This window comes from Litoreibacter sp., from assembly GCF_058136045.1.
Genome location: NZ_JBYVDD010000006.1, coordinates 323,946 through 349,622, shown reverse-complemented (window position 1 = coordinate 349,622; position 25,677 = coordinate 323,946). Strand labels below are relative to the sequence as shown.

Here is a 25,677-nt window from a genome sequence, read left to right as displayed (position 1 = left end):
CTTAAAGCTTGATTAAATCTCGATAGGTTTGTTGTCGCCTAGCGCCCCTGATGCCCCAGATTGAACCTTGATAATCGCTTCAACTGGCCAGTTAACCTCTGCGATAGCTCCACGCCGTTCGCTTACTTTTCCGGCGTATCGGTTTGATCCGTTGGAAAAGTTAATCTCGGCACCTGAGCGTTCCAGTAGCGTTTTAGCAATAAAAAGCCCAAGCCCCATTCCCTCGTATTCTGGCCGAGAGGCATCTTTTTTCTGTTTCTGCCCGCGTTTAATAAAGGGATCCCCAATGCGGCCCAGTAAGTCGGGTGGGTAGCCAGGGCCATCATCGAGCACCCTTACGGTTACTAATGTTTGGGTCCATTTAACGTCGACCCAAACCTGGGTAGTCGCAAAATCTACAGCATTTTGTATGAGGTTGCGCACGCCGTGAATCACTTCGGGGCGGCGGTGGATGGTGGGCATTTTATCGGAAGCCCCGTTCCGTGGTGTGAGCTTGTAATGTACTGTTTTTCCACGATGTGCGTGCGGTTCGGCGGCTTCTTTTATGACCGAGCTAAGGGGAGCGGTGTGCAGGTGTAAATCATCCTTTCCTGCACGCCCCATGGAGCGAAGGATATCGCGACAACGGTCGGCTTGTTCTCTGATCAGGATTGCGTCCTCGCGAAGCCGAGGGTTATCAAGCTCGTCCTCCAACTCGGCGCTGACCAGTTTTATTGTGGCCAAGGGCGTGCCTAATTCATGTGCCGCAGCGGCGACTACCCCCCCTAAGTCTGTAAGTTTCTGCTCACGAGATAGCGCCATTTGCGTTGCTAACAGGGCCATGCTCATGGAAGTGGTCTCAGCAGTAACCCGTGCGGCATAAAGGCCTAAAAATCCAATACCGATGACCATAGCGACCCAAAACCCCACAACAAAGAGTTGTGGCATGCGTAAAACAAACCCGGTGTCACTGCGTAAAGGCAGGTAATAAAAGGCAAGCAATGTCGCTAAGACCATCGCCAACCCTCCGAGGAAGAAAGTGGAGCCGAAGCGCAGGGTCATTGCGGATACTGTAACCGGGGCTAGCATTAAAAGTGCGAAAGGATTGTTCAGCCCGCCGGTTAGATATAGCAAAAACGTCAGTTGGCTGAGGTCAAAGAGTAAGGTTATTAAAACCTCATGCTCTGGTAGGCGACGATTTTCAGGGTAGACAAAAATAGCAACCATATTGGTGATGATGGAGGCGACAATTGCCATAAGACACAGGCCCAACTCAATTCTGAGGCCGAGGTAAAGGCTAGCCACCCCAATGGCGCTGATTTGCCCAATCACGGCGAACCATCGCAAGATAATCAATGTGCGCAGACGAACGACGCCATTACGCGCGGGGCCCGCGCCTAGGTTTAGTGAAGCGTGGTTCATCGCGAAGATTTGAGGAGCAGCGTCATAATGGCAGCTTGATACAGGGGGAAGGATGGCGGATCAACTAAACTGAATTCAATTGCGGAGCTTCACGATGAACAAACTCTATGCGGTAACGGCCTTGGGGCTGGTGGTTGTAATGCTTGGCAGTACGGCGGCTATTGTTTTGATGAACCGTGGAGAAGAGGACGAGCTGGCCAATTGCGCATCTTCCGCTGTGGCGGGGGGAGACATTGGTGGGCCGTTTGAGTTGGTCAGTGAAACCGGCGAAACGGTGACCGACAAGGATGTGATAACCAAACCTACGTTGGTTTATTTCGGATATACGTTCTGTCCTGACGTTTGCCCGTTGGATTCGGCGCGCAACGCTGAAGCAATGGATGTTTTGGCTGCTCGAGGAATTGAAACGGGGGCTTTGTTCATTTCGATTGATCCAGAGCGCGATACGCCAGAAGTGATGGCAGAATTCACCGATGTGATGCATCCAGACATGATTGGACTGACGGGATCGGCGGCTCAGGTTAAGGCGGCGTCGCAGGCCTACCGGACCTATTACAAAAAGCAGCCGGGTGATCCAGAGTACTATCTTGTGGATCATTCTACCTTCACTTATCTGGTCCTGCCGGAAAAGGGGTTCGTTGATTTCTTTCGCCGTGAAACCACTCCAGAACAGATTGCCGAAACGGTTGCGTGCTACGCAGCGGGCAGTTGAAACGCGGCAGTCTGACGCAGTAGTGTTTGACGCGCGTGCTTGCGCAACTTACACCTAGTAAGTGGAAGGCGTCGGGAGGTATTTATCATGGGTGACAATGCTCTAAAGGAGATTGGCGAAGATAACACGTTGCTTATCGTGGATGATGATGAGCCGTTTTTGCGCCGCCTTGCTCGAGCAATGGAAAAACGAGGCTTTGCACCTGAAACTGCTGATTCAGTGGCAGGTGGTCGTGCTATCGCTACGGCCCGACCTCCGGCATATGCGGTGATTGATTTGCGGCTTGAGGACGGCAACGGTTTGGACGTGGTTGAAGTCTTGCGCGAAAAGCGCCCTGATTCAAAGATCGTAGTGCTAACTGGGTATGGGGCCATCGCCACCGCCGTCGCCGCTGTTAAAATTGGCGCGACGGATTATTTGTCAAAGCCAGCCGATGCGAATGATGTGATGAACGCTTTGTTGGCCGCTGAGGATGGGCTTCCGCCGCCGCCAGAGAATCCAATGTCAGCCGATCGTGTGCGTTGGGAGCATATTCAGCGGGTGTATGAGCTATGCGACCGTAATGTTTCCGAGACTGCACGGCGGCTAAATATGCACCGACGGACGCTGCAACGAATCCTTGCTAAACGATCGCCAAAATAATGCGACTGGTCGTGGCGGCTGTGATGCTGGCGGCTTGTGCTCCGGTAGAAACACCTGCGCCACGCTCTGCTCCGATCGCATTCGCCTTGGATCAAGGTGGCGTTCAAGTGTTGGGAAAACCATTGCGTATTGATTTTGGGCGCACAGACCACTCAACCATCCCGGCGATGACCAAGTTAGTTGGCCAGCCCCCTGCTACGACGCGAAACTGTACGAGCGGAGGCGCGTTGGTGATTTGGCCTGATGGCACCGGTTTTGTGATGGCACAGGGTGAGTTTCGCGGATGGGTGTCCGCGGCAAGTGGCACGGGTGCAGGGCTAACCTGCTCCCCAGCCGCTTAGCCGCGGACGTTTTCGCGCAAGGACAGGGCTCCAGCGCGAAATTCTACCAAAGGCGTGCTTTGGGAACAGGTTCGCGACGCGATACACCGTCATGTCTTCGTGCGCGGGGGCTGCGAATGTAGCGGTCTGCATGATCTTTTGGGTGGTCAGGGAAATCACTCCGCTCGTGAAGTGCACGGAGAATAATGGAGGAAAGTAGGGTGAGCATGGCTTGTAGTCCTTCTATTATGCTGTGATCTAACATGAGCCACTTGCCTTTAATTTGCACATCAGTATGATTTTATAGATGATAGTTCAGCTAACATATAAATCATGAATTGGAGTGATCTTCCTTCCCTGTCAGCATTGCGGGCGCTTGAGGCTACAGCGCGCTTATCGAGCTTTTCAGCCGCGGCTCGTGAGTTGAATGTTACCCATGCGGCGGTTGCGCAACATGTGCGTGCGCTTGAGGCTGAGTTCGGGTGCGAGTTGGTTTTCCGTCAGGGAACGGGCATGGCTTTGACGGAGGCTGGCCGCAACTTAGCGGTCTCTCTGAGTGAAGGGTTCGGCACAATCGCATCGGGCGTGCGGGACCTGCGCTCGTATCGGAGCAATCAGCCGCTAAAGGTCGCGTTGACCCCCACTTTCGCCGAGAACTGGCTTATGCCGCGGCTCGGAGAGTTTTGGGCGCAACACCCTGATATTGAGGTGGTCCTTCATCCATCGTCGGCCGTGGTTGACATGCGGCGTGACGGATTTGATTTGGCTATTCGGTATGGCCAAGGTGCTTGGAAAGGCTTGGAAGCTGAATTATTGGTGAACGCTAATTACGTCGTGGTTGCAACGCCGGAACTGGCAGCGAAAGCGCGGACAGGGGATATAAAATCTTTATGCTCTTTGCCGTGGGTTTTTGAGGCAAGACGGCAAGAGCAGCGGGTTTGGGCCGAAGACGTGGGGCTGGACTTGTCGAATGCTGCAATTAGTAATCTGCCAACGAATGCTCTTGTCCTTTCCGCAGTACGTGCCGGACTTGGATTATCTATTCAGGGGCGAGCTTTGGTTGAAAATGATCTGAAGCAGGGGGCTTTGGTTGGCTTGTACGAGGCGCCGCGTACATCTCTTGGGTATTACTTAGTGACGCGTCCTGGGGTGCAATCCACAGGTTTGAAAACGATTCTACGGTGGTTGAGAGCATCGGCAGATTAAACTGGGGGACTATAGCTTCATCCGTTTATGGATGCGATCTATAGGCGTGCCGTCGTTTAACGGGACGGCATGTGTTACGGAATGATCCAAGAAACCAAGTTTTGTATAAAAGGCCAGCCCGCCGGTATTATCCTCGCGAATGGTGGCATCTAAACAGGTGTAACCTGCATCATGGCTAGATGCTCGCGTACGCTCAAATAAGGCTGAACCGACGCCTCGTTGAGTTGTATCGCGACGCGCAAAAGTGGCGATGCCACCGATGTGGCTGTGAGGTGGGGCGAGTGGTTCCATCCATTGAAATCCCACCACATCCCCGTCGACGTCCGCCACATGAAGGAATGTTTTGGAACTGGGCGGGTTTATGAAGCGGTCGAAGAAGGCAACCTTCAGGGGGATTTCAAACGCCGTTGTTCCGCCGATCGAGATTATTTCATTTAAGATTCCTACCAATGCGCCACGGTCACTTGATAGGCCTTTCTGAACAATCATAAAGCCGCTGATAGCTTTTGAAAGCGAGCTAGGAACTCGGCCTTCACAAGCATCGGGGGGCGTGGGATCAGTCGTTTAGGTAGCGGTATGCTGTCACCGGGTGCGCCGAAAAGCTTATTACTTTCATCAATGGAAAATCCGGCAATTTGTGTGGCTTCTAGCCATGCCGACATCTTGTCGGCCTTTTTGATTTGCTTTTTGACCGCTATCGGAGTTGTGGCAGGCAACCCGAACCGAAGGTGGATCGCGGCGGTGAGGCGGTCGTCCAGCTCAGCGTAGCTAGGCCCAACTGCGGCTTTAACAGGTGATATCATATCGCCGATTACGTATTCTGGTGCGTCGTGCAAGAGTGCGGCCAATTGCCATTTAACCGGGGCTTTGGGGTTGGCCGCTGAAAACAGACGCTCCACCAATACGGAATGCTCAGCCACGGAGTAGGCGAATTCGCCCATGGTTTGCCCGTTCCAGCGGGCGACAAAAGACAAGCCATGGGCGATGTCTTCGATTTCGATGTCCATCGGTGTTGGGTCAAGCAGGTCTAACCTGCGACCTGAAAGCATCCGTTGCCATGCGCGGGGCTGTTTCATGGGGTGGCCTTTTGTTGCGTCCTAGTTTCTTCCATGTGGATCAGGCGTTGTCGAGAGGGGGGGAGGGTGCTATCTGCCCTCAACTATGATTTTAAGGAGTGCGGGCACATGGCCGAGGACTACATCGTTAAAGACATTAACTTGGCCGATTTTGGTCGTAAAGAATTAGACATCGCCGAGACAGAGATGCCGGGGCTGATGTCTTTGCGCGCAGAGTATGGCGAGAGCAAGCCTCTGGCCGGGTCGCGCATTGTTGGCTCATTGCATATGACAATTCAAACGGCGGTTTTGATTGAAACACTGGTAGTTCTTGGCGCTGATGTGCGCTGGGCGTCGTGCAATATCTTCTCGACCCAAGATCACGCGGCAGCGGCGATTGCGGCGACGGGCGTTCCGGTTTTTGCGATCAAAGGTCAAACTCTGACAGAGCATTGGGACTATCTTGATAAGTCGTTCATGTTCAAAGACGGCCCGAACCTGATCTTGGATGATGGTGGCGATGCGACGCTTTATATTCTTCTGGGGGCTCGCGTTGAAAATGGCGAGACCGCGTTGATTGAGGTCCCAACTTCTGAGGAAGAAGAAGCGATCTTTGCGCAGATCAAGAAACGTATGGCCGCAACGCCGGGTTGGTTCACCAAAATGCGTGATCAAATCCAAGGCGTCTCTGAGGAAACCACCACGGGCGTTCACCGCCTGTATGAATTGGTCAAGCAAGGCCAGCTGCCTTTCCCTGCAATCAACGTGAACGATTCTGTCACCAAGTCGAAGTTCGACAACAAATATGGCTGCAAAGAATCGCTGGTGGATGGTATCCGCCGCGCCACTGACACAATGATGGCCGGTAAAGTTGCGATTGTGATGGGTTATGGTGACGTGGGCAAAGGCTCGGCCGCGTCGCTGTCGGGCGCTGGTGCCCGCGTGAAAGTAACTGAAGTGGATCCGATCTGCGCCTTGCAGGCCGCGATGGACGGGTTCGAAGTTGTGTTGCTCGAAGACGTTGTAGATAGCGCGGACATTTTCATCACGACTACAGGCAACAAAGACGTGATCCGCATCGAGCATATGCGCGCGATGAAAGACATGGCGATTGTGGGCAACATTGGCCACTTCGACAATGAAATCCAAGTGGCTGCGCTGAAGAACCACAAATGGACCAGTATCAAAGAGCAAGTGGACATGATCGAGATGCCCAATGGCCATCGTTTGATCTTGCTCTCGGAAGGACGCTTGTTGAACCTTGGTAACGCCACGGGGCACCCGTCTTTTGTGATGTCCGCCTCCTTCACCAACCAAGTTTTGGCGCAAATGGAGCTGTGGATGAAGGGCGACGAATATAAAAATGACGTTTATATCCTGCCCAAGCATCTGGACGAGAAAGTAGCCCGTCTTCACCTTGATCGTATCGGAGTGAAGCTGTCACGTTTGGATAAAGAACAAGCGGATTATATTGGCGTTCCACAAGACGGCCCATTCAAACCCGAGCATTACCGTTACTAAGGAGACGGCTTATCGCCACTCTACGAATATTGCTTAGTATTATCAGCGCCATCACGGTTTTTACTGTGGTGGCGTTCGGCATTTACTGGGCATTTACTGACCCGCGTAGCCCTATGCCGCGCGAATGGAATCCGATGCGCGCTCTGGTGGTGGCCGACCCTGTAACACCGGTTACTTACTTCAAACTTAGGCGTGCGGTGGCTGATCCTGCGATGTGCCGTGTGGCATTGGCGGATGCTGGGTCTGCTTCCCTAATGGCCCCCTTGCTGGAAAGAGATGGCTGTCATATTCGCAATCGGGTGAAACTCTCGACAGTGGGGGACGCCAGCATGCGCCCTATCGAGACGGCTTGCGAAACAGCGCTTCGATTGGCCATGTGGGAGCGACACGGGGTGCAGCCTGCCGCGCAGAAGCATTTAGGCCAAGCAGTCACAGGGATTCGCCATATTGGGAGCTATAATTGCCGCCCTATTCGCGGGTCCTCAACGCGGATGAGCACGCATGCGACGGCGGCCTCAATCGACATCCGGGGGGTCGTATTGGCAGATGGCCACAAAGTGGACTTGCTACGTGATTGGAACGGCTCAGTTGACCGGCAAGCATTTCTTCGTGATCTACGGGATTCTGGGTGTAGGTGGTTTTCGACCGTGTTAGGGCCGGACTATAATTCGCTGCACGCAGACCATTTTCACTTGCAAAACAATGGCTGGGGCACTTGCCGTTAGGCAGAGGTTTACTTGCGGGGAAAAACGAGCTCCTTTTTCCTTTGGCTTGGCAGATTTAGCACGTATTGTTCCCGCAAGATCCGAGAGGGGTCTAAAACAGGGCTTTTGTGCCCGTTCATTGGTGGGAGAAATTTCTATGGGAAAACGTGACGATCTGATTGCTGTCTATGCGGACGATTTAAAAAATAAATGTGGCATGACGCCTGATATGGATTTGCTAACCAAAGTTACCATCGGCTGTGGCCCGGCTATTTATAACGCTGACGCTTCTACCGTTGCTGGTAGCCAGCCATCCGAGTTGGAAACAGTAAAAGATAATTTTCTAATCAAAAAATTGGGGCTGTCTGATAGCCCGCAGCTGATGGAAGCTATAAATTCGGTTATCGAAGTTTATGGCAAATCTGAGCGCAATAAATACCGCGCTGTTGTGTATTACATGCTGACTAAGCATTTCAACAAAGAAGCAGTGTACGGCTAAACGGCCTGCCTGTTGCACGAGTTTAGACGCCCGCCGGTTTTCGTGCGGGCGTTTTGTTTGGCCCTATCATTACGCATTTTAATGAAACTAGAGGCAAGTTGCAGGTATAGTTTGTTTGCAATGCAGCCAGTGGATAGCTATCCATGAACACATCAGGCCAGTAAGGCCGGACCTAGTTTCATAGTCACGTGGTGCGAGTAACCAAACACGTGGGGTAGAAGAGGGTTCCGGCAGATCGGAGCCCTCTTTTCATTTTCAGTGTAGAATTTTTTATTCCAAACGGGCTGCCTTCATACTTGTCATGAAGCCCAAGGCAATCCTGTCACTGACAAAAGCCGACCAATTCACCTACAGGCTTCGAGCGAAATTCGGGATACTTGCGGCGCAGAGGCTTGGCTGGATTTGGAGCAAGAAATGCGGACCATGGATGGCTTCCACCTGAGCGCCCGCTTGCTTGAAATGATTGGCATGGCGGTGGGGGACGAAGCGGTCTTGGGCGGCTCTTAGATAGTGGTCTTTTTCACCTTACCCAAGGCGCGCTGTAAATCTTGCGTAAATGCGCTGCGGCGTATCGTTCCTGTTGCAACGCCCTGTAACAGCCGGATTGAGATCTGATTTCGCAAGGGAAAGAAACCTAACCCGTAAGCCATCCATGGGGGGAGGCGTCTGGGGCTAGTCGCGAAACTGGCGACGAAAACGAGCGTCTTTAGATTCTCGGGTGGGGACTGGGCAAGCGCTACAGCAATCGGGCCTGAGAAAGATTAACTTCATACCCCGCCCAGGTGACGGATGATGTGCCATTCCTCATCAGATACAGGCTGCACCGAAAGCCGTGAGCTCTTGACGAGAACCATTTGTGATAGGCGCTCATCTGTCTTGCACATTTCCAGTGTGACGGATGATTTCAATGGCATGACCGCCTTGATGTCTACGCATTCCCAGCGTTCATCGTCGGTTGTGCTGTCTGGATGCGCGGTGGCGCAGACCTCGACGATCCCAACAATCGCTTTGTCTTTTTGCGAGTGGTAGAAAAAACCTTGGTCACCCAAGGCCATCTCTCGCATGAAATTGCGGGCTTGGTAGTTGCGCACGCCATCCCATTCTTCGCCCGCATCGCCCTTGGCAACTTGGTTGTCCCATGACCAGACAGAGGGCTCAGATTTGAATAGCCAGTAGCGCATTAGCCGATAACCTTGTTCCACTGCTCCAAGCGAACCTCGGAAAACAACCCGGCTTTTGCGTAGGGGTCAGCCGCGGCCCAGGCGTGGGCGGCGTCCATGTCGGGCAAATCCAAAATAACAAGCGAGCCATACATGTCACCGTTCGCATCCAAAAATGGACCAGCTTGGACTACCGCATCAGTGCTTTTCAGGTAGGTCACATGCGCGTCGCGATTTGCCTTGCGGGTGTCGAGGTGGTTCGGTTTATCGGTGCAGATCAGGGCGATAAGCATAAGGCCATTCCTTTGTAAGTGGACGAGACAAGAGCATTGAGAGCGCCTGATCCAACGTTAGTTTCTCTTCTACCACCCCGGCGACCATCTTGGCGATGGGCATATCTACGCCCTTGGCCTCTGCCAGCGTTACAATCGCGCGGGCGGTATGGCGGCCTTCGGTTGTGGCGGTTGGAGCAGGGCCTTTGCCTCCAAGCGACAGGCCAAACGAAAAGTTGCGCGACTGCTCCGAGGTACAGGTAAGCGCTAAGTCGCCAAAGCCCGCGAGACCGGCCAATGTTTCAGGTTTGGCCCCCATGGTGACCGCCATGCGCAACATTTCGGCCATGCCCCGGGTCATTAGGGCGGCGCGCGCGCTTTCTCCGATGCCCGCGCCGATGCACATTCCGCATGCGATAGCGATGACGTTTTTCAGGGCACCGCCCAGTTCCGCGCCGATCGGGTCATCGGACAAATAGAGGCGTAGGGTATCAGTCGATAGGTTTTCTTGCAGCTCAGGTCCGTTGGCGTTTTGGGTGGCGATGACCAAAGCTGTGGGTAGGCCACGCGCGATATCAGCCGCAAAGCTAGGGCCGGTTAGGATTGCTGAAGGTGTGTTGAGGACGTCGTCGATGATAGCTGTCGGACCGCGGCCGGAGGTAAGGTCCACCCCCTTGCAGCATGCAATGGCGGCCTTGGGTTTTGGAAGGGTTTCGCACAGGTATCCAGCTAGAGATTGCATCGGGACGGCCAGTAACAACAAGTCATCCGAGGTGACCCGGAGTGAGGTGGAAAGCTTGATGGAGGCCGGGATAGGCACGCCTTTAAGTCGTGGGTTCTCGCGGGTTTCGCGATATGTATCGACGGCGCGGCCAACAAGAGTGACATCGCGCCCTGCCATGTCCAGTGCAATGGCCAAAGCGGAGCCAAATGCGCCTGCTCCGGCTACAACTATTTTGCTCATGCTTTAGCCCCTTTTTTGCCTGAGCCTAGCATGGCTGGGGCTATATTATCGAGCGGCCATCGAGGCCTTGCTATGAGGGTCAGATCATCAAACAATCCTTGGCGAAAGCGTTCTAACCCTGCCCATGCGATCATTGCGGCATTGTCGGTGCAAAGCTTCATTGGAGGGGCTATAAACTGCACATTATGAATATCGGCTAAGGCCTGCAAGCTGGCGCGAATTGTTTGGTTTGCCGCAACGCCGCCAGCGACGGCAAGGGATGGCGATGCGGGCGAGAGATCTAGGTATAGTTGCAGCGCGCGGCGTGTTTTTTCGACCAGAACATCGGAAACAGCAGCTTGAAAACTAGCCGACAAGTTGGCTTGGTCAAGTGAATGAAGCCCACCTTGCTTTGCTATCAGTGCATCCCGTGCGCGCAACGTCGCCGTTTTTAGGCCTGAAAAGGACATATCGCAGCCCTCGCGGTCGAGTAAGGGGCGGGGTAGCTTATGTGCCTTTGGATCACCGAGTTTTGCTGCGGTTTCTATGGCAGGTCCGCCGGGTTGAGATAGGCCGATGAGTTTCGCGATCTTATCGAATGCCTCGCCCGGAGCATCATCTATGGTACCGCCAAGGCGCTGAAATTTCGTTGCAGAGTGTGCGATCAAGAACTGGCAATGCCCACCTGAGACCAGCAGCATTAGATAGGGAAACTCCAGCTGATTGGTTAGTCGCGGGGTTAATGCGTGGCCTGCGAGGTGGTTTACCCCAATGAGCGGTTTGCCGGATCCCGCCGCCAACCCTTTGGCACACATGACACCGGACATGACGCCGCCAATCAATCCGGGGCCGGACGTGACGGCAATGGCATCTATCTTTGATAGCGATAAGTTGGATTTAGCTAACGCAACCTCGACCATAATGTCTAGTTTCTCGGCGTGTGCCCGAGCTGCGATTTCCGGCACAACGCCCCCAAAATCCGCATGAAGTTCAGTTTGCCCAAAAACTTCATTCGACAAGATTTCTGGCTGTTGACCCGGTGCATGACGAACAACTGCGGCGGCGGTGTCGTCGCAACTACTTTCAATGCCGAGGATCGTGAGAGTTTGTGCCAAGGTTTAGGCCTGTTGTGCGGAGCTTTGCCAACGGGTAACACCTTTGCCATGGTTCCGACAATCCCACCGACTGTACTCTTGACCCGCCCGCTGGCAGCGTCTCGGCGGTTTGCCAAGCTGCTGGATGTACGGGTGGTGATTTCACCTCTAATGGAAACGCTTTGGCTGGCACCTCGCGTGTTGCCGGATGTGCCGGATGTGGTGGTGTTTACCTCGGAAAATGGTGTTTTGGGCTTTAAGCGGTGTCAAAAATGGCGCGGGAGGGCACTGTGTGTGGGCGACAGAACAGCGCAGGCTGCGCAGGATGCGGGGTTTGACGCTGTGAGTGCAGGCGGCGACCTTGAAGATTTGAAAAAACTTTTGGATTTGGAATCTGATGGGGCGCAGCTGGTTCATGCGCGCGGTCGGTATGTGGCGGGTGATGTTGGTCCCAATGTTCGAGTGCTCATTGTGTATGAACAAAGCCCCCTTCCTTTAACGGATGAAGCCTGCAAGGCTTTGAATGGGACCAGTAAGGTAATTGTCCCGCTCTTTTCCCCGCGAAGTGCTACGCGATTTGCAGAACAGTTACCTAGAGGGAAAACAGCCCCTATAGCAGTTGTTGCAATGAGTGCAGCCGTTGGCGACGCCGCGCGCATAGGAGGGCTAGAGGTTGCTCTTGTTGCGGATGCGCCTGATGGCCCAGCGATGATCCGAGCCATAAGGTTTGCTCTGGGTTAGGCGTTTTGCTTGAGGGCATGTGGAGTGTTGGTTTAAGGTCGCAGGTGTGGTGACAAAATAGAGTCGTCCCGTGACCGCAGTGAGAAGGAACACGCGCCTTGGCCCGTAAGAAGAAAACTCCACCCACGCCGAAGCCAGTTGCTGGCGGCAAACCGACCAAAGCAGAAGCAATTTCTGGTATCGTGCAAGAATCAGATTTTGATGCGTTGGATGACGCAATGGTAGATACGAAGGTTGAGGGCGTTGTTCTTGATGTGGCCGATGACATCGTTGAAGAGGTCGAGACCGAAGCTGATGGCGGGGTTGATACAGAAGTTGACATCGCGAGCGATAGCGGTGCCGAGGCGGATATTGATGAGGCGGACATTGATGTAGCCGCCGCTCCCGCACCTGTAACGCCGGTTGCACAGCGAAATGGCTTTTTAGGGCCGCTCTTTGGGGGCGCGTTAGCCGCCTTGATCGGCTTCGGAGGCGCACTCTATTTCAAAGCCGCAGAGTGGCCAGTTTTTGGTGGCAGTAATGATGTCGCGGATACATTGACAGTGCAGTCAACGAAAATTGAAGATTTGGCACTCGCCTTGAAAAATACGCAAGCCCAAGGCGCAGAAGGTATTGCTGCACTGAGTGCGCGCATTGATGCGTTGCCAAAGATTGATGGTACAGAATTATTGCCTGCCGAGCTGCAAGCCAAATTGGTGGCGCAAAAGGCTGAAATGGATGCGCTACAGGAAAATTTGGATAAGATAAGCGCACTGACGCTGGATCAAATTTCTGCGGCACAAGCACAGCAAGAGACCGCAGTGCAAGCCGAGGCTCGCGCCAAAGCGCGCGGTGCGCTGAATGCATTGCGTGTGGCAATGAATACAGGTGTGGGTTACGCCGAGGCTCTGCCTGATATCGCCGCCGCCACAGATATTCCTGATGTGCTTACTGACAATGCGAGCACTGGTATTCCTAGCGCCGCAACTCTGGAAGCACAGTTCTCAGCCGGTGCGCGTCGGGCGTTATCTGCATCGTTGAAAGCGTCTGCGGGCGATGCGCCAACAGACCGTTTGAAGTTGTTCTTGCAAGACCAATTGGGCGCACGCTCATTAACTCCGCGTGATGGTGATGACGCCGATGCCGTGTTGTCCCGGGCAGAGGCCGCCGTAAAATCAGGTGATCTGGGCGGCGCGCTGGCAACGGTAGAAATGTTGCCCGACGCGGGTAAGTCCGAACTTCAAGATTGGGCCACCGCTACGGCAACTCGACGAGATGCATTGGCCGCCTTAGATAGCCTTTCAGACGCGCTGAACGCGAATTAGGATACATATTATATGCTTTGGTCTCTCGTAAAAATTTTGGTATTCGTTTCCGTTGTCATTGCGGTGACAATGGGGTTGGGCATGTTGCTGGAGACCAGCGGCGGGGTGCGGGTATCAGTCGCTAATACGGAATTTACACTTAGCCCACTGATGAGCTTACTTGGGCTGGCTGTCATGCTTGCGGCTTTCTGGCTGCTGCTGAAGGTGTTTGGGCTTCTGGTCGCGACTTTTCGGTTTCTCAACGGCGACGAAACCGCAATCAGCCGCTATTTCACACGCAATCGGGAGCGCAAAGGTTTCGAGGCTCTGGCCGACGGGATGATGGCGCTCGCGTCTGGTGAGGGGCGCGCTGCAATGGCTAAGGCAGCCAGAGCCGAGAAATATTTGGCACGCCCCGAGCTGACCAATATTTTGACCGCGCAAGCCGCCGAGACAGTTGGGGACACAAAGAAAGCCCAAGAAGTTTATAAGCGTCTACTCGGCGATGAGCGCACGCGGTTTGTTGGTGTGCGCGGTATTATGAAGCAAAAGCTGGCCGAAGGTGATACGGATACAGCGTTAAAATTGGCGGAAAAAGCGTTTGCTTTGAAACCGAAGCATGAAGAAACTCAAGACGTGTTGTTGAAGTTGCAGGCAAAGACCGAGGACTGGGCTGGAGCGCGGAAAACCCTAAATGCCCAATTGAAGCACGGGAGCTTGCCGCGAGACGTTCATCGCCGTCGCGATGCGGTTTTGGCACTGTCGGAGGCGCGCGACATTTTTGCTGACGGCTCTAGCATTGAGGCGCGCGAGACCGCGATTGAAGCGAACCGCCTGTCGCCGGATTTGATTCCAGCCGCAGTTTTGGCCGCGCGCAGCTATATCGAGCAAGAGAAGCCTAAATATGCAGCTCGGGTGCTCAAAAAAGCTTGGGCTGCCCGCCCCCATCCTGACTTGGCGGCTGCGTTTGCAGAGATTTTACCCGAGGAGACACCGCAAGCCCGCATTAAGCGGTTTAACGCATTGACCCGGGCTTTGCCCGAGCATGCAGAGACCAAGATGTTGATAGCTGAGCTAAATATTGCAGCGGAAAATTTCCCCGCTGCGCGACGGGCTATTGGAAGCTTGGCAGAAAGCGCCCCGACGGCCCGAATATTGACGATTATGGCTGCGGTAGAGCGTGGCGAAGGCTCAGATGATGCGGTGGTTAGAGGGTGGCTGACCCGCGCATTATCGGCATCTCGCGGGCCGCAATGGGTCTGCGAAAAATGCCAAACCGTGCAGCCAGTATGGAGCCCGACGTGCGGAAGTTGTGGAAGCCTCGATACTTTGAGCTGGACTGAGACGCTTGAAACACCCGCTTCGATGCCGGCTGGAACCGCAATGTTGCCACTGATTGTAGGAGAGGTGGAAGACAAATCCGCAGAGGTAGATGTTGACCCCGTGCCGGATGCTGAAGTTGTTGACGGCGATACTCCTGCCGAGGTCAATACTAAGGAAGATTAGGCCTTTCCCCGTGGCGCTCAGAGTGGTATTTTCCGCGCCGTGGCCGCTGTAGCTCATCAGGTAGAGCACATCATTCGTAATGATGGGGTAGTAGGTTCGAGTCCTATCAGCGGCACCATTTTCTGTCTCACGGTGCGTAGCACCTCCGACGGGGCGGGCTGGCCGCCCGAGGCGCAGTCGCACCTTTGGGTGTATGGTTTCTAGATTTGTCTTCTCACCTGCACCACTAGGTTTTTACGCGGTAGAAGCTTCGACGTTTCTAAGTTTGCCTTAACTATTTAGAGGTTTTGCGCTTGGGTAATACCCAATTGGGCCTTGCATAGTGGCATGTGTAGCCGCTCGGAATACGTTCCAGATAATCTTGATGCTCGGGTTCGGCTTCCCAAAACACACCTACCGGTTCCAGCTCGGTTACAACTTTTCCGGGCCATAAACCTGAGGCATCAACGTCTGCAATCGTGTCCAAGGCAACTTCTTTTTGTGCATCATTCACATAGTAGATCGCCGAACGGTATGACGCGCCAAGATCATTTCCCTGTTTCAATGGGGTGGATGGGTCATGAATTTGGAAGAAGAATTCCAACAAACCACGGTAGCTTGCCATGCTGGGGTCGAAGGTGATCTCAATCGCTTCGGCATGCGTTCCGTGGTTGCGATAAGTGGCGTTCTCTACGTTCCCACCAGTATAGCCTACACGGGTCGATAGTACGCCGGGTATCTTACGGATCAAGTCTTCCATACCCCAGAAACACCCACCGGCTAGAACAGCACGCTCTGTCATTCGATGTCCTCCACCTGATCAAGAAACTCCCCGTAGCCTTCAGCTACCATGCTGTTGCGAGGAATGAATTTGAGGCTGGCAGAGTTGATACAGTACCGCAACCCGCCCCGGTCTTCTGGTCCATCGGGGAATACATGACCAAGGTGGCTGTCACCATGCAAGGAACGAACTTCGGTGCGAACCATCCCACGAGTGGCGTCTTTATGTTCTGTCACATGTGTGGCAATGAGTGGCTTGGTAAAGCTTGGCCAACCACACCCGGATTCGAACTTGTCTGAGGAGGCGAATAACGGCTCGCCTGATACGGTATCGACGTAAATACCGGGGGATTTATTGTCAGTGAGGGCCCCTGAAAACGCACGTTCAGTTCCATTTTCTTGCGTCACTCGAAACTGTTCGGGAGTTAGCTTAGCAAGGGCGCTGTCCGTCTTTGTGTATTTCATTTGGGATCTTCTTTCGGGTGCGTTCTGATTTCACGGGGTGTTGTTGGATGTATACAGAAGTTCCTACTGTACTAAATTCATTTTTCTAAACCGTAATTTTAGTGGCCGTGTTTCCGCATATAATTTAGATATTTTCTACGACAAGCTCCCTCTCAGTTTTGTGATTACGTAGCCGAGAATCGTGCTTATTTTGTTATGAGATGGCTCTGAGTTGTATTATTTTTATGCTGAGTGCGGGCGTTTGCTCACATTTATGCATGAAAAGTATCAATTCTTGCGGAAATGATATTGGCTGAAAGTGGAGCGACGCCGCACCGTAGGAGGACAGAATTTGCTAAACGTGATTTCAGGGAGGAAAACATGAAATTTCTACGTAATACAGCTCTGGGCTTGGCCCTCGGTGTGGCTGGCGCATCATTCGCAGTCGCAGGCGAGCTAACTATCGCTACAGTGAACAACGGCCACATGGTCGAAATGCAAAAATTTACACCTGACTTTGAGGCTGCCAACCCTGGCATCACTCTCAAATGGGTGACGCTGGATGAAGGTACACTTCGGTCCCGCGTGACGACAGACATCACCACCAAAGGCGGTCAGTTCGATGTCATGACTATCGGCATGTACGAGGCTCCGATTTGGGGCGCACGTGGCTGGTTGGAAGAGCTGACATTTGACGCTGAATATGATGTCGATGACATCTTGCCCGCTATGCGTGGCGGATTGAGCCATGAGGGCAAGCTCTATGCTGCGCCGTTCTATGGCGAATCTTCCATGATCATGTACCGCAAGGATTTGGTCGAGGCTGCCGGCATGTCCATCGAGGATAGCCCAAGCTGGGATCACATCCGCGATGTGGCTAAAGCGATCACCAACAAAGACGAAGGCGTCTACGGAATTTGTCTGCGTGGCAAAGCGGGTTGGGGCGACAACATGGCGTTCTTGACGACTATGGCCAACAGCTTTGGCGCTCAGTGGTTCAATGAAGACTGGACACCTGCACTGAATTCCGACGCTTGGCAGGATGCTGTGACTTTCTATGTTGAGATGCTTAATGAATCGGGCCCTCCCGGCTCTGAAGGTAACTCGTTCAACGAAATCCTTGCTTTGATGAACGAAGGCAAATGCGGCATGTGGATTGACGCAACGATTGCGGCGTCCTTTGTGACTGACCCAAGCCAATCTAAAGTTGCTGACAAGATTGCCTTTGCGCAGTCGCCACAAAAAGCGACCACCAAAGGTGCAAACTGGTTGTGGGCATGGTCGTTGGCTATTCCAGCTGGCACCAAGCAGTCTGCTGATGCGAAAACCTTTATCGAGTGGGCAACTTCTAAGTCCTACATCGAGTTGGTTGCGTCTAAGAATGGCTGGGGTTCGGTCCCAACGGGCACGCGTCAGTCAACCTATGACAACCCTAAGTTCCAAGAAGCTGCGACCTTTGACGAGGCTGAGCTGAAGGCGATTTTGTCTGCTAACCCAGAAGACAGCACCCTGAACCCATCACCATATGTTGGTGTTCAGTTTGCTGCGATCCCTGAGTTTCAGGCAATCGGTACAGTTGTTGGTCAACAAATGACTGACGCACTGGCTGGCAACATCACGGTCAAAGAAGCCTTGGCAAATGCTCAAGCTGCTGCTGACCGCGAAATGAAGAAAGCTGGCTACTACTAAGCTGCTTTCACTTGGGGCGGAGGCTTTGGCCGCCGCCCCACCACTTTCGCTAGGATTTGGTTTTCAGGCGCATGATGCGACCTGAACATGCCGCCAAACATAGGGACGCTCGCTATGAACCCAACACTCGTCAGATGGCTACAAGCACCGAGTATCATCGTGCTTATGCTGTGGATGATCGTGCCGCTGAGCATGACACTCTACTTCTCAACCATCCGCTATAACCTGCTCTACCCAGAGCGTTCCGGGTTTGTTGGGCTAGACAATTACACCTACTTTTACACGGACCCATCCTTTTGGCCTGCGTTGGTAAATACGCTCATTCTGGTTGGCTCTGTATTGGCTATCTCGGTCCTCTTGGGCCTTGCGATATCCTTGCTGATTGACCGCCCGTTCTTTGGCCGTGGACTGGTCCGGGTTATGCTTATCTCGCCGTTTTTCATCATGCCGACAGTGAACGCATTGCTTTGGAAAAACATGATGATGAACCCGATTTACGGGTTATTTGCGGTGCTTGCACATGCTGTTGGGATCGAGCCCATTGACTGGCTGTCTGATGTGCCTTTGCTGTCCGTGATTATTATCGTGAGCTGGCAGTGGACGCCATTTGCAATCTTGATCTTTATGACGTCGCTGCAAAGCCAAGACCAAGAACAGAAGGAAGCCGCCACTTTGGATGGCGCCGGGTTCTGGTCGCAACTCTATAATTTGACTTTGCCGCATCTGGCGCGCCCGATTGCGATCGTGCTGATGATCCAGATGATCTTTCACCTGTCGATTTTCGCCGAGATCTTCGTGACAACTTCGGGTGGTCCGGGCACACAGTCTACCAACCTTGCCTTCCTGATCTACACGCAGGCGTTGCAGGGCTTCGACATAGGCGTGGCGTCGGCTGGGGGTGTGTTTGCAATCATCATCGCCAACATTGCCGCCTTCTTCTTGATCAAAGTAATCGGAAAGAGCTTGATGACATGACCGACGCACAAGTATCCCGCATAAAGAACCGCATTGCCGTTATCGCTGCTTGGGTTGTGGCCTGCCTGTTCTTTTTCCCGATTTTCTGGATGGTTCTGACCAGCTTTAAAACGGAGCTTCAAGCCATTGCAATCCCGCCTCTGCTTTTCTTTGAGCCCACATTGGATAACTTTTCGTTGATCCAAGAACGTACCGATTATACCAAGTTTGCGTGGAATTCGGTTGTGACTTCGGTCGGTGGCACAGTGCTGGCGATGATTATCGCGATCCCCTCGGCGTACGCTATGGCGTTCAATACCGGCCGGTTTACGAAAGATATCTTGCTATGGATGCTCTCCACTAAAATGTTGCCCGCTGTCGGTGTGCTGATGCCGATCTACTTGCTGAGTCAAAAATTCGGCTTACTGGACACCAAGATTGTTTTGGTGGTGATCTATGCTTTGATCAACTTACCGATCATTATGATGATCTTGTTCAATTACTTCCGCGAAATTCCAAAAGAGATACTGGAAGCCTCGCGCATGGATGGCACCTCGACCTGGAACGAGATTACGCAAATTGTCATGCCGCTGGCGTGGGGGGGCATTGCGTCAACCGCTTTGCTGTCAATCGTGTTGTGTTGGAATGAAGCGTTTTGGTCGATCAACCTGACCTCGGCTGATGCAGGTACGCTAACCGCTCTGGTTGCCTCGTTCTCATCACCAGAAGGTCTGTTTTGGGCTAAATTATCCGCCGTCTCCACACTGGCCTGCGCGCCAATCGTGGTCTTTGGGTGGTTGTGCCAGAAACAGTTGGTTCAGGGCCTGACCTTTGGTGCGGTGAAATGATCAAAGCGAATGTCATAGGCTTGGGTGCCGGTGCAATTTGGGTTGCACCGGCCGATGTAGCCCGTGGCAAGACCCTCTAGAGGTGCGCTGATGTCGATAATTCAACCGGAAATTGAGATCGTTGATCGCGCCACCGAGAGCATCCGCTATTTGGAGCATGGCTGGCCGTCTGATCTGTGCAGATGGCACAGCCACCGCGAATACGAGCTGCATTTGATCACGACCACGCGCGGCAAGGCGTTCGTGGGGGATTACATTGGGGATTTCAAACCGGGGGCTTTGTTTCTGACCGGGCCAAACTTGCCGCACAACTGGATCACGGATGAGGTTCACAAAGAACGAGCCGAGATTCGCGACATGATGGTTCAGTTTAGCCAAGGGAGTCTGGATCGGCTGGCGACGGCATTTCCGGAATTCTTAGATCAGCGGCCGATGTTGGCGTTGGCGCAATCTGGCATCGAATTTGTGGGGTTTGATCCTGTTGTGGCCCAAGAGTATTTCGAGGAAATTCGAGACGCCAGAGGCCCTGAGCGGATCGTGGCATTCCTACGATTTATGATCAGCGTGAATGAACATCCCGAGAAGAAGACGCTGTCGGTGATGAAGTTGGTCCAACCTGAAGGGAACAGCAAGCAAGCCCGTATTGCGGATGTGATTGATCACATTGTGACGAATTATGCGGACGATATCTCGGTGGAAATGGCGGCCGGTAAGGCGAGCATGAGCCCGACGTCTTTTTCGCGGAACTTTCAATCTGTTACCGGGCACCGCTTTGTAGAGTTCGTGAACCGGGTTCGTATCGGCCAAGCCTGCGGGATGCTCTACGCGACCGAGGAGCCGATTTCAGCTATCTGCTACGACGTCGGCTTTCAAAACCTAGCAAACTTCAACCGTCATTTTCTAAAAATGAAGGATATGACACCGTCAGCTTATCGTGACTTTGCGCGGCAAGAATTAAACTCAAAAGGGACCCGCGCGTCATGAATCAATACGACCGGCCTGAACTGTTTGCTACCAACTATGACCGGCGCGCTTGCGCTATCGGTGTGGTGCATCTGGGGTTTGGTGCTTTTCACCGTGGCCATCAGGCGTTGTACATTGATGATATGATGGAGCTGACGGGTGACCTTCGTTGGGGGATTGCTGCCGTCAATCTACGTGGTGCAGAGGCGGATAGCTTTGCCCGGCATCGCACGGCAGACGAGGGCTACATCATCAAGTCGGTTTCCCCTGAAGGGGCTGTGGACTTTCGCCGGGTTCGCTCGCATGTCGCCTTTGAGGATTGGAGCGTCGATGCAAAGGCTGCCGAAGCACTGCTAGCGCTGCCGTCGGTTCATTTGGTAACAATCACAGTGACGGAAAGCGGATACTATACTGACGATGCCGGGGCATTGAACCCTGTCGATCCAACGATTGAGGCAGAGCTTACAGGGGGAGCACCGGTTTCGGTGTACTCTTACCTTGCCTCATCACTGCGCGCCCGGATGGACGCGGGTGGTTTGCCCATCACCATTTTGTGCTGCGATAATATTCGCGAGAATGGCTCCAAGCTGAAGTCAAATTTCCTAGCGTACCTGAACCTCTTGGGAGATGCCGCTTTGATCACTTGGGTAGAAGGAAACGCGACGTTTCCTTGTTCCATGGTGGACCGGATTACGCCTCGCGGCAGCCCAGAGCTAGGGGCCGAAATTCAGGCGATTTTTGGCACAAAAGTTGATGCACCCATTATCGCAGAGGATTTCATTCAGTGGGTTCTTGAAGATAAGTTTGCAGGCCCAATGCCGGATTTGGCGGCGGCTGGTGTGACCGTTGCCGCAGATGTTCATCCTTATGAGGAGGCGAAAATCCGCATTCTGAATGGCGGCCACACTTGCCTGACCTACCTTGCAGCATTGCGTGGTTTGGATACTTTTGATGCGGCGATGCGCGACCCTGATTTGCAGCAACACTTCTGGAGCTATGAGCAAGATGAGGTGCTGTCGGCGTTAACGCTCGATTTGCCATTTGAAAAGGCTGAGTACCTCCAAAGCATTGCCCAGCGTTTCGGAAACGCCGCTATTGCTGATTCAGTTGAGCGGATTTGCGCGGATGGCATGGCGAAGTTCCCAATCTTTATCCGCCCCACGCTGGAAGGCTGTCTAGAGCAAGGCGTGATGCCCGCAGCTTGCCTGCGCTCGATCGCAAGCTGGTACGTATTTGCGCGCCACGTTGAGGCGGGGTTGATCAATTTCTCCTACTTAGAGCCTAGCTGGGAGGCCCTGAAGACAATGCTTCAGGGTGATGCGGGCTTGGATGCTTTCTGCACTTCGAAATTACTATGGGCGGACCTTCCGGGCCGCTTCCCTGACTTCCCAACTGCTTTGCGCGGTGCGATTATGGAAATGGAGCTGACATGGCCGGTGTAACCATCAGAAACTTGAAGAAATCATATGGCGACGTGCAAGTAATGCACGGCGTTGATCTAGATGTGGAGGACGGCGAATTTGTCGTTTTCGTTGGGCCGTCGGGCTGTGGTAAATCCACATTGCTGCGGATGATTGCGGGGCTGGAAAGCATTTCCAGCGGCACGGTTGCGATTGGTGATCGTGAGGTCAATGAGGTCGCTCCGTCGAAACGCGGTGTGGCTATGGTTTTCCAGACCTACGCTCTCTACCCACATATGACAGTGTTCGAGAATATGGCGTTTGGCTTGAAACAGGCCAAGACGGCTCCTGAAGAAATTGACCGTCGTGTGAATTCGGCAGCAGAGATATTGCAGATTACTGACTACCTCGACCGCTCACCACGCAACCTGTCTGGCGGGCAACGCCAACGGGTCGCCATTGGCCGTGCCATTGTGCGTGACCCGGAAGTTTTCTTGTTTGATGAACCGCTGTCCAATCTGGATGCCGCCCTGCGCGTGCAAACCCGTTTGGAGATTGCTCGCCTGCATGAGCGGTTGAAGTCGACTATGATCTATGTGACCCACGATCAGGTCGAAGCCATGACTTTGGCTGACAAAATTGTGGTTCTGCGGGATGGTCGTATTGAACAAGTTGGCGCGCCAATTGACCTCTACGAGCGCCCTGCAAATGCTTTCGTGGCACAATTCATCGGCAGTCCGAAAATGAATTTCTATGGTGACGGCGACGTGAATGACGATGCGATGCCCTCCAATTATGTGAAGGGCGATTCACTGGGTATTCGCCCCGAGCATTTGGAACAATGCGATGCGGCAGCGGCGTTCGTGTCTGGTAAGCTGGAATTGGTTGAGCAATTGGGGGAATATGCTTTGGCGCATTTGACCTCTCCCGAAGGTGTAGACTTCATCGCTAAAATGGAGAAACCGCCAACAGAGGCTTATGGCGACACACTGTATTTCAACGCGATTACAAGTCGGCTGCATGTTTTTGGCTCTGATGGGTTGTCCAAGAACGATTGAGGGCTTGACCTTCCAGTAGATGGAAGCCCCATATAGCGAGTCCCTGATACAGTTAGAGGCTTCGCGCATGTCACCATATGACCTGTCTTTTGAGATTGAGGGTCTGTCCTGCGCGTCTTGCGCGGGGCGGGCTGAACGCGCGTTACAGGCCATATCTGGCGTGACGAACGCACATGTGAATTTGGCGATGTCGCGCGCTGAAGTCACTCTCGACGATGCGACGCCAAACTCTCTACAGCAAGCTTTACATACGGCAGGATATCCGGCCGTGACCGAGCAGGCTCAATTCACGGTCGGGGGGTTGTCCTGCGCCTCATGTGCTGGCCGGGCAGAACGCGCATTGCAGGCTGCACCGGGGATGATCGAGGCATCGGTTAATTTAGCGACAGGTGTGGCCACGGCAGTTTGGTTGAAAGGCGGGCTTACTGCACGCCGGGCGGCTGAAATCGTGACCGAGGCAGGCTATCCAACAACGCCAAGCGAGTTATCGCAGGCGGATGACACTTCTGTGGATCGTAACGCTCAAGAAGTTGCCAGCTTGCGGCATGACTTGATGATCGCGGCCATCTTAACTTTGCCCGTGTTCCTGCTGGAAATGGGAAGCCACTTCGTGCCCGGAGTGGCGACCTTAATTGAGGCAACGATTGGGGCGCGGACCAGCTGGTTGATCCAGTGGGTTTTGGTTACAGTCGTGTTGCTTTGGCCCGGGCGTCGTTTCATGCGCGAAGGGTTTCCGGCTCTGCTGCGCGGGGCTCCTGAAATGAATGCGCTGGTTGCGCTGGGGGCTTCGGCGGCGTGGCTTTTCTCAACAGTGGCATTGTTCGCGCCGGGGTTGCTGCCCGAAGGCAGCCGCGTCGTGTATTTCGAAGCGGCTGCGGTGATTGTGACGCTCATCCTGTTTGGCCGATGGTTGGAAGCCCGCGCAAAATCCCAAACCGGGGCCGCGATCCGTGCCTTGCTGGGATTGCAACCATCGCAAGCCCAAGTGCGCAGGGGTGAAGAATGGCACAAGGTGCCAATCGCAGATATTAGTGAGAGTGATATCGTATTGGTGCGCCCGGGTGAGCGTTTGCCCGTCGATGGTGAAGTTGTTGATGGTGGGTCATTCGTGGACGAAAGCATGGTGACTGGCGAGCCGGTTCCAGTGAGCCGGGGCCTCGGCGACAATGTGATTGGCGGCACGGTTAACGGCACAGGGGCCTTGCAAATCCGCGCAACAGCCGTTGGATCTGACACAGTTCTGGCGGGAATTGTGCGGATGGTTGAGCAGGCACAAGGTGCCAAGCTGCCCATTCAGGCGGCGGTTGATCAAGTCGTTCGCTGGTTTGTTCCAGCAGTTCTAATTGCAGCGACGGCGACTGTGTTGGTGTGGCTTATATTCGGCCCGACCCTTAGCCATGCTTTGGTTGCTGGCGTGTCGGTCCTGATCGTGGCCTGCCCTTGTGCCATGGGGCTCGCAACGCCGACCTCGGTCATGGTCGGCTCGGGGCGAGCGGCAGAATTGGGTGTGTTGTTTCGCAAGGGATCAGCTTTGCAAACCCTGTCTCAAGTGGACGTTGTGGCTTTTGACAAGACCGGAACTTTAACAATGGGGCGCCCCGAGTTGACCGACGTGGTGATGGTTGATGGGTTTGAAGAGGCGGCTGTACTGGCGCAAGTTGCGTCGGTTGAGGCCATGTCTGAACACCCGATTTCGCGGGCCTTAACGCGTGCGGCCTCGCAGCGGGGGCTGCCGATAACCGATGTGTCCGAGTTTTCATCCATAACCGGTTTGGGGCTTCGTGCCAGTTTGGACGGCAAGGCTATTTTAGTTGGGGCCGATCGGCTTATGGCGCAGGAAGGCATTGATATATCGGCGCTTGAAGGGCCTGCTTTCAGAATGGCGGAACAGGCCAAAACCCCAGTGTTTGTTGCAACTGATGGCGTGGCCGTTGCTGTCATGGGGGTGGCGGACCCCATAAAACCAGGCGCTACAGATGTTATCACGAAGCTTCGTCAGGATAACATTCGAGTTGTGATGATCACTGGTGACACCGAGAAAACCGCACAGGCTGTCGCGCGCGAGCTTGGTATTGATGACGTCGTTGCGGGGGTGATGCCTGATGGGAAGTCGCGCGTAGTTTCCGAGCTGAAAGCCAAAGGAAGCCTGACGTTTATAGGGGATGGTATCAATGATGCGCCTGCCTTGGCGGCGGCAGATGTTGGGATCGCGGTGGGCACTGGTACGGATGTTGCTATCGAGACGGCAGACGTTGTTTTGATGGCCGGTGATTTAGGCGGCGTATTGAAGGCAATAGATATTAGTCGCCGCACTATGACCAATATCCGTCAAAATCTATTTTGGGCATTTGCCTATAATACGGCCTTGGTTCCAGTCGCAGCAGGTGTACTCTATCCGGTATGGGGGGTGCTGTTGTCACCCATGCTTGCCGCCGGAGCGATGGCGTTTTCGAGTGTATTTGTGGTGAGTAATGCGTTGCGATTGCGTGGTATGAAAGGGTGA

26 protein-coding genes and 1 tRNA gene are annotated in these 25,677 nt (G+C 53.7%); 18 read left to right on the top strand and 9 right to left on the bottom strand.

The annotated features are described in order from the left end of the window. Positions 1 to 12: 12 nt before the first annotated feature. Positions 13 to 1,401, bottom strand: coding sequence for a sensor histidine kinase RegB (gene regB, locus AC3Y7R_RS10150; RefSeq protein WP_490041917.1), 1,389 nt, complete (start codon positions 1,399 to 1,401; stop codon positions 13 to 15). Between the two features lie 94 nt (positions 1,402 to 1,495). On the opposite strand from regB, the gene AC3Y7R_RS10145 reads away from it, so the two are divergent. From AC3Y7R_RS10145 to AC3Y7R_RS10130, 4 genes are all read left to right on the top strand, one after another. Continuing rightward, on the top strand, positions 1,496 to 2,113 hold the full coding sequence (locus AC3Y7R_RS10145; RefSeq protein WP_490041916.1) for an SCO family protein: 618 nt from the start codon (positions 1,496 to 1,498) through the stop codon (positions 2,111 to 2,113). Positions 2,114 to 2,200: 87 nt separating this feature from the next. Further along, entirely contained in the window at positions 2,201 to 2,755 is a 555-nt protein-coding gene (locus AC3Y7R_RS10140) for an ActR/PrrA/RegA family redox response regulator transcription factor (protein WP_490041915.1), read from the top strand. Next, positions 2,755 to 3,096, top strand: coding sequence for a hypothetical protein (locus AC3Y7R_RS10135; protein WP_490041914.1), 342 nt, complete (start codon positions 2,755 to 2,757; stop codon positions 3,094 to 3,096). The genes AC3Y7R_RS10140 and AC3Y7R_RS10135 overlap by 1 nt, the downstream gene beginning before the upstream one ends. Before the next feature lie 312 nt (positions 3,097 to 3,408). Continuing rightward, a complete protein-coding gene (locus tag AC3Y7R_RS10130; RefSeq protein ID WP_490041913.1) occupies positions 3,409 to 4,281 on the top strand; it encodes a LysR family transcriptional regulator in 873 nt (290 codons plus the stop codon). A gap of 9 nt (positions 4,282 to 4,290) precedes the next feature. On the opposite strand, the gene AC3Y7R_RS10125 is transcribed toward AC3Y7R_RS10130, so the two are convergent. After that, positions 4,291 to 4,770: a GNAT family N-acetyltransferase gene (locus AC3Y7R_RS10125; protein WP_490041912.1), complete on the bottom strand. Its 480-nt coding sequence runs from the start codon at positions 4,768 to 4,770 to the stop codon at positions 4,291 to 4,293. Continuing rightward, positions 4,767 to 5,357 carry an HD domain-containing protein gene (locus tag AC3Y7R_RS10120; protein ID WP_490041911.1) on the bottom strand — a complete coding sequence of 197 codons (591 nt, stop codon included), beginning with the start codon at positions 5,355 to 5,357 and terminating at the stop codon, positions 4,767 to 4,769. The genes AC3Y7R_RS10125 and AC3Y7R_RS10120 overlap by 4 nt, the downstream gene beginning before the upstream one ends. Positions 5,358 to 5,465: 108 nt before the next feature. Between AC3Y7R_RS10120 and ahcY the strand changes: the two genes are divergently transcribed. From ahcY to AC3Y7R_RS10105, 3 genes are all read left to right on the top strand, one after another. After that, complete coding sequence (ahcY, locus tag AC3Y7R_RS10115; RefSeq protein WP_490041910.1) at positions 5,466 to 6,857, top strand: adenosylhomocysteinase; 1,392 nt, start codon at positions 5,466 to 5,468, stop codon at positions 6,855 to 6,857. A 29-nt stretch (positions 6,858 to 6,886) separates the two neighbouring features. After that, positions 6,887 to 7,582 (top strand): extensin-like domain-containing protein, encoded by a 696-nt coding sequence (locus AC3Y7R_RS10110; RefSeq protein WP_490041909.1) that lies wholly within the window; start codon positions 6,887 to 6,889, stop codon positions 7,580 to 7,582. Between the two features lie 136 nt (positions 7,583 to 7,718). Beyond that, positions 7,719 to 8,060 carry a DUF2853 family protein gene (locus AC3Y7R_RS10105; RefSeq protein WP_490042021.1) on the top strand — a complete coding sequence of 114 codons (342 nt, stop codon included), beginning with the start codon at positions 7,719 to 7,721 and terminating at the stop codon, positions 8,058 to 8,060. A 767-nt stretch (positions 8,061 to 8,827) separates the two neighbouring features. Here the strand turns inward: AC3Y7R_RS10105 and AC3Y7R_RS10100 are convergent. The 4 genes from AC3Y7R_RS10100 to tsaD are packed head-to-tail and all read right to left on the bottom strand — an operon-like array spanning position 8,828 to position 11,550. Then, entirely contained in the window at positions 8,828 to 9,241 is a 414-nt protein-coding gene (locus tag AC3Y7R_RS10100) for an EVE domain-containing protein (protein ID WP_490041908.1), read from the bottom strand. Next, positions 9,241 to 9,513, bottom strand: coding sequence for a YciI family protein (locus AC3Y7R_RS10095; protein WP_490041907.1), 273 nt, complete (start codon positions 9,511 to 9,513; stop codon positions 9,241 to 9,243). Before AC3Y7R_RS10095 ends, AC3Y7R_RS10100 begins: the two co-directional genes overlap by 1 nt. After that, positions 9,485 to 10,456 carry an NAD(P)H-dependent glycerol-3-phosphate dehydrogenase gene (locus AC3Y7R_RS10090; protein WP_490041906.1) on the bottom strand — a complete coding sequence of 324 codons (972 nt, stop codon included), beginning with the start codon at positions 10,454 to 10,456 and terminating at the stop codon, positions 9,485 to 9,487. The genes AC3Y7R_RS10095 and AC3Y7R_RS10090 overlap by 29 nt, the downstream gene beginning before the upstream one ends. After that, positions 10,453 to 11,550, bottom strand: a complete 1,098-nt coding sequence (tsaD, locus tag AC3Y7R_RS10085; RefSeq protein ID WP_490041905.1) for a tRNA (adenosine(37)-N6)-threonylcarbamoyltransferase complex transferase subunit TsaD — start codon at positions 11,548 to 11,550, stop codon at positions 10,453 to 10,455. Before tsaD ends, AC3Y7R_RS10090 begins: the two co-directional genes overlap by 4 nt. A gap of 78 nt (positions 11,551 to 11,628) precedes the next feature. On the opposite strand from tsaD, the gene AC3Y7R_RS10080 reads away from it, so the two are divergent. From AC3Y7R_RS10080 to AC3Y7R_RS10065, 4 genes are all read left to right on the top strand, one after another. Next, positions 11,629 to 12,270 (top strand): uroporphyrinogen-III synthase, encoded by a 642-nt coding sequence (locus AC3Y7R_RS10080; protein ID WP_490041904.1) that lies wholly within the window; start codon positions 11,629 to 11,631, stop codon positions 12,268 to 12,270. Between the two features lie 98 nt (positions 12,271 to 12,368). Next, positions 12,369 to 13,574, top strand: a complete 1,206-nt coding sequence (locus AC3Y7R_RS10075) for a COG4223 family protein (RefSeq protein WP_490041903.1) — start codon at positions 12,369 to 12,371, stop codon at positions 13,572 to 13,574. Positions 13,575 to 13,586: 12 nt separating this feature from the next. Beyond that, positions 13,587 to 15,059: a heme biosynthesis protein HemY gene (locus AC3Y7R_RS10070; RefSeq protein WP_490041902.1), complete on the top strand. Its 1,473-nt coding sequence runs from the start codon at positions 13,587 to 13,589 to the stop codon at positions 15,057 to 15,059. A 42-nt stretch (positions 15,060 to 15,101) separates the two neighbouring features. After that, a tRNA-Thr gene (locus tag AC3Y7R_RS10065) sits at positions 15,102 to 15,177 on the top strand. Positions 15,178 to 15,333: 156 nt separating this feature from the next. Here the strand turns inward: AC3Y7R_RS10065 and msrA are convergent. After that, the gene (gene msrA, locus AC3Y7R_RS10060) at positions 15,334 to 15,840 is read right to left on the bottom strand and encodes a peptide-methionine (S)-S-oxide reductase MsrA (protein WP_490041901.1); all 507 of its coding nucleotides are present in this window, start codon (positions 15,838 to 15,840) and stop codon (positions 15,334 to 15,336) included. Beyond that, a complete protein-coding gene (gene msrB, locus AC3Y7R_RS10055; RefSeq protein ID WP_490041900.1) occupies positions 15,837 to 16,283 on the bottom strand; it encodes a peptide-methionine (R)-S-oxide reductase MsrB in 447 nt (148 codons plus the stop codon). The genes msrA and msrB overlap by 4 nt, the downstream gene beginning before the upstream one ends. A 360-nt stretch (positions 16,284 to 16,643) precedes the next feature. Here msrB and AC3Y7R_RS10050 point away from each other — a divergent pair, with 360 nt between their 5' ends. From AC3Y7R_RS10050 to AC3Y7R_RS10020, 7 genes are all read left to right on the top strand, one after another. Next, entirely contained in the window at positions 16,644 to 17,951 is a 1,308-nt protein-coding gene (locus AC3Y7R_RS10050) for an ABC transporter substrate-binding protein (protein WP_490041899.1), read from the top strand. A gap of 114 nt (positions 17,952 to 18,065) precedes the next feature. Then, positions 18,066 to 18,926: a carbohydrate ABC transporter permease gene (locus AC3Y7R_RS10045; RefSeq protein WP_490041898.1), complete on the top strand. Its 861-nt coding sequence runs from the start codon at positions 18,066 to 18,068 to the stop codon at positions 18,924 to 18,926. Further along, the gene (locus AC3Y7R_RS10040) at positions 18,923 to 19,753 is read left to right on the top strand and encodes a carbohydrate ABC transporter permease (RefSeq protein WP_490041897.1); all 831 of its coding nucleotides are present in this window, start codon (positions 18,923 to 18,925) and stop codon (positions 19,751 to 19,753) included. Before AC3Y7R_RS10045 ends, AC3Y7R_RS10040 begins: the two co-directional genes overlap by 4 nt. A 90-nt stretch (positions 19,754 to 19,843) precedes the next feature. Continuing rightward, positions 19,844 to 20,737, top strand: a complete 894-nt coding sequence (locus AC3Y7R_RS10035) for a cupin domain-containing protein (RefSeq protein WP_490041896.1) — start codon at positions 19,844 to 19,846, stop codon at positions 20,735 to 20,737. Beyond that, entirely contained in the window at positions 20,734 to 22,158 is a 1,425-nt protein-coding gene (locus AC3Y7R_RS10030) for a mannitol dehydrogenase family protein (protein ID WP_490041895.1), read from the top strand. The genes AC3Y7R_RS10035 and AC3Y7R_RS10030 overlap by 4 nt, the downstream gene beginning before the upstream one ends. Then, positions 22,146 to 23,174, top strand: a complete 1,029-nt coding sequence (locus AC3Y7R_RS10025) for an ABC transporter ATP-binding protein (protein WP_490041894.1) — start codon at positions 22,146 to 22,148, stop codon at positions 23,172 to 23,174. Before AC3Y7R_RS10030 ends, AC3Y7R_RS10025 begins: the two co-directional genes overlap by 13 nt. Positions 23,175 to 23,241: 67 nt before the next feature. Beyond that, positions 23,242 to 25,677, top strand: a complete 2,436-nt coding sequence (locus tag AC3Y7R_RS10020) for a heavy metal translocating P-type ATPase (protein ID WP_490041893.1) — start codon at positions 23,242 to 23,244, stop codon at positions 25,675 to 25,677.

Bases quoted from the DNA above. Each gene is read 5' to 3' on its own strand.
- AC3Y7R_RS10030 (WP_490041895.1), top strand. From the start codon at position 20,734: ATGAATCAATACGACCGGCCTGAACTGTTTGCTACCAACTATGACCGG.
- AC3Y7R_RS10045 (WP_490041898.1), top strand. From the start codon at position 18,066: ATGAACCCAACACTCGTCAGATGGCTACAAGCACCGAGTATCATCGTG.
- AC3Y7R_RS10025 (WP_490041894.1), top strand. From the start codon at position 22,146: ATGGCCGGTGTAACCATCAGAAACTTGAAGAAATCATATGGCGACGTG.
- AC3Y7R_RS10095 (WP_490041907.1), bottom strand. From the start codon at position 9,513: ATGCTTATCGCCCTGATCTGCACCGATAAACCGAACCACCTCGACACC.
- regB (WP_490041917.1), bottom strand. From the start codon at position 1,401: ATGAACCACGCTTCACTAAACCTAGGCGCGGGCCCCGCGCGTAATGGC.
- AC3Y7R_RS10100 (WP_490041908.1), bottom strand. From the start codon at position 9,241: ATGCGCTACTGGCTATTCAAATCTGAGCCCTCTGTCTGGTCATGGGAC.
- ahcY (WP_490041910.1), top strand. From the start codon at position 5,466: ATGGCCGAGGACTACATCGTTAAAGACATTAACTTGGCCGATTTTGGT.
- AC3Y7R_RS10140 (WP_490041915.1), top strand. From the start codon at position 2,201: ATGGGTGACAATGCTCTAAAGGAGATTGGCGAAGATAACACGTTGCTT.
- AC3Y7R_RS10050 (WP_490041899.1), top strand. From the start codon at position 16,644: ATGAAATTTCTACGTAATACAGCTCTGGGCTTGGCCCTCGGTGTGGCT.
- AC3Y7R_RS10020 (WP_490041893.1), top strand. From the start codon at position 23,242: ATGTCACCATATGACCTGTCTTTTGAGATTGAGGGTCTGTCCTGCGCG.
- msrA (WP_490041901.1), bottom strand. From the start codon at position 15,840: ATGACAGAGCGTGCTGTTCTAGCCGGTGGGTGTTTCTGGGGTATGGAA.
- AC3Y7R_RS10035 (WP_490041896.1), top strand. From the start codon at position 19,844: ATGTCGATAATTCAACCGGAAATTGAGATCGTTGATCGCGCCACCGAG.
- AC3Y7R_RS10105 (WP_490042021.1), top strand. From the start codon at position 7,719: ATGGGAAAACGTGACGATCTGATTGCTGTCTATGCGGACGATTTAAAA.
- AC3Y7R_RS10145 (WP_490041916.1), top strand. From the start codon at position 1,496: ATGAACAAACTCTATGCGGTAACGGCCTTGGGGCTGGTGGTTGTAATG.
- AC3Y7R_RS10130 (WP_490041913.1), top strand. From the start codon at position 3,409: ATGAATTGGAGTGATCTTCCTTCCCTGTCAGCATTGCGGGCGCTTGAG.
- AC3Y7R_RS10125 (WP_490041912.1), bottom strand. From the start codon at position 4,770: ATGATTGTTCAGAAAGGCCTATCAAGTGACCGTGGCGCATTGGTAGGA.
- AC3Y7R_RS10040 (WP_490041897.1), top strand. From the start codon at position 18,923: ATGACCGACGCACAAGTATCCCGCATAAAGAACCGCATTGCCGTTATC.
- AC3Y7R_RS10090 (WP_490041906.1), bottom strand. From the start codon at position 10,456: ATGAGCAAAATAGTTGTAGCCGGAGCAGGCGCATTTGGCTCCGCTTTG.
- AC3Y7R_RS10135 (WP_490041914.1), top strand. From the start codon at position 2,755: ATGCGACTGGTCGTGGCGGCTGTGATGCTGGCGGCTTGTGCTCCGGTA.
- AC3Y7R_RS10070 (WP_490041902.1), top strand. From the start codon at position 13,587: ATGCTTTGGTCTCTCGTAAAAATTTTGGTATTCGTTTCCGTTGTCATT.
- AC3Y7R_RS10120 (WP_490041911.1), bottom strand. From the start codon at position 5,357: ATGAAACAGCCCCGCGCATGGCAACGGATGCTTTCAGGTCGCAGGTTA.
- msrB (WP_490041900.1), bottom strand. From the start codon at position 16,283: ATGAAATACACAAAGACGGACAGCGCCCTTGCTAAGCTAACTCCCGAA.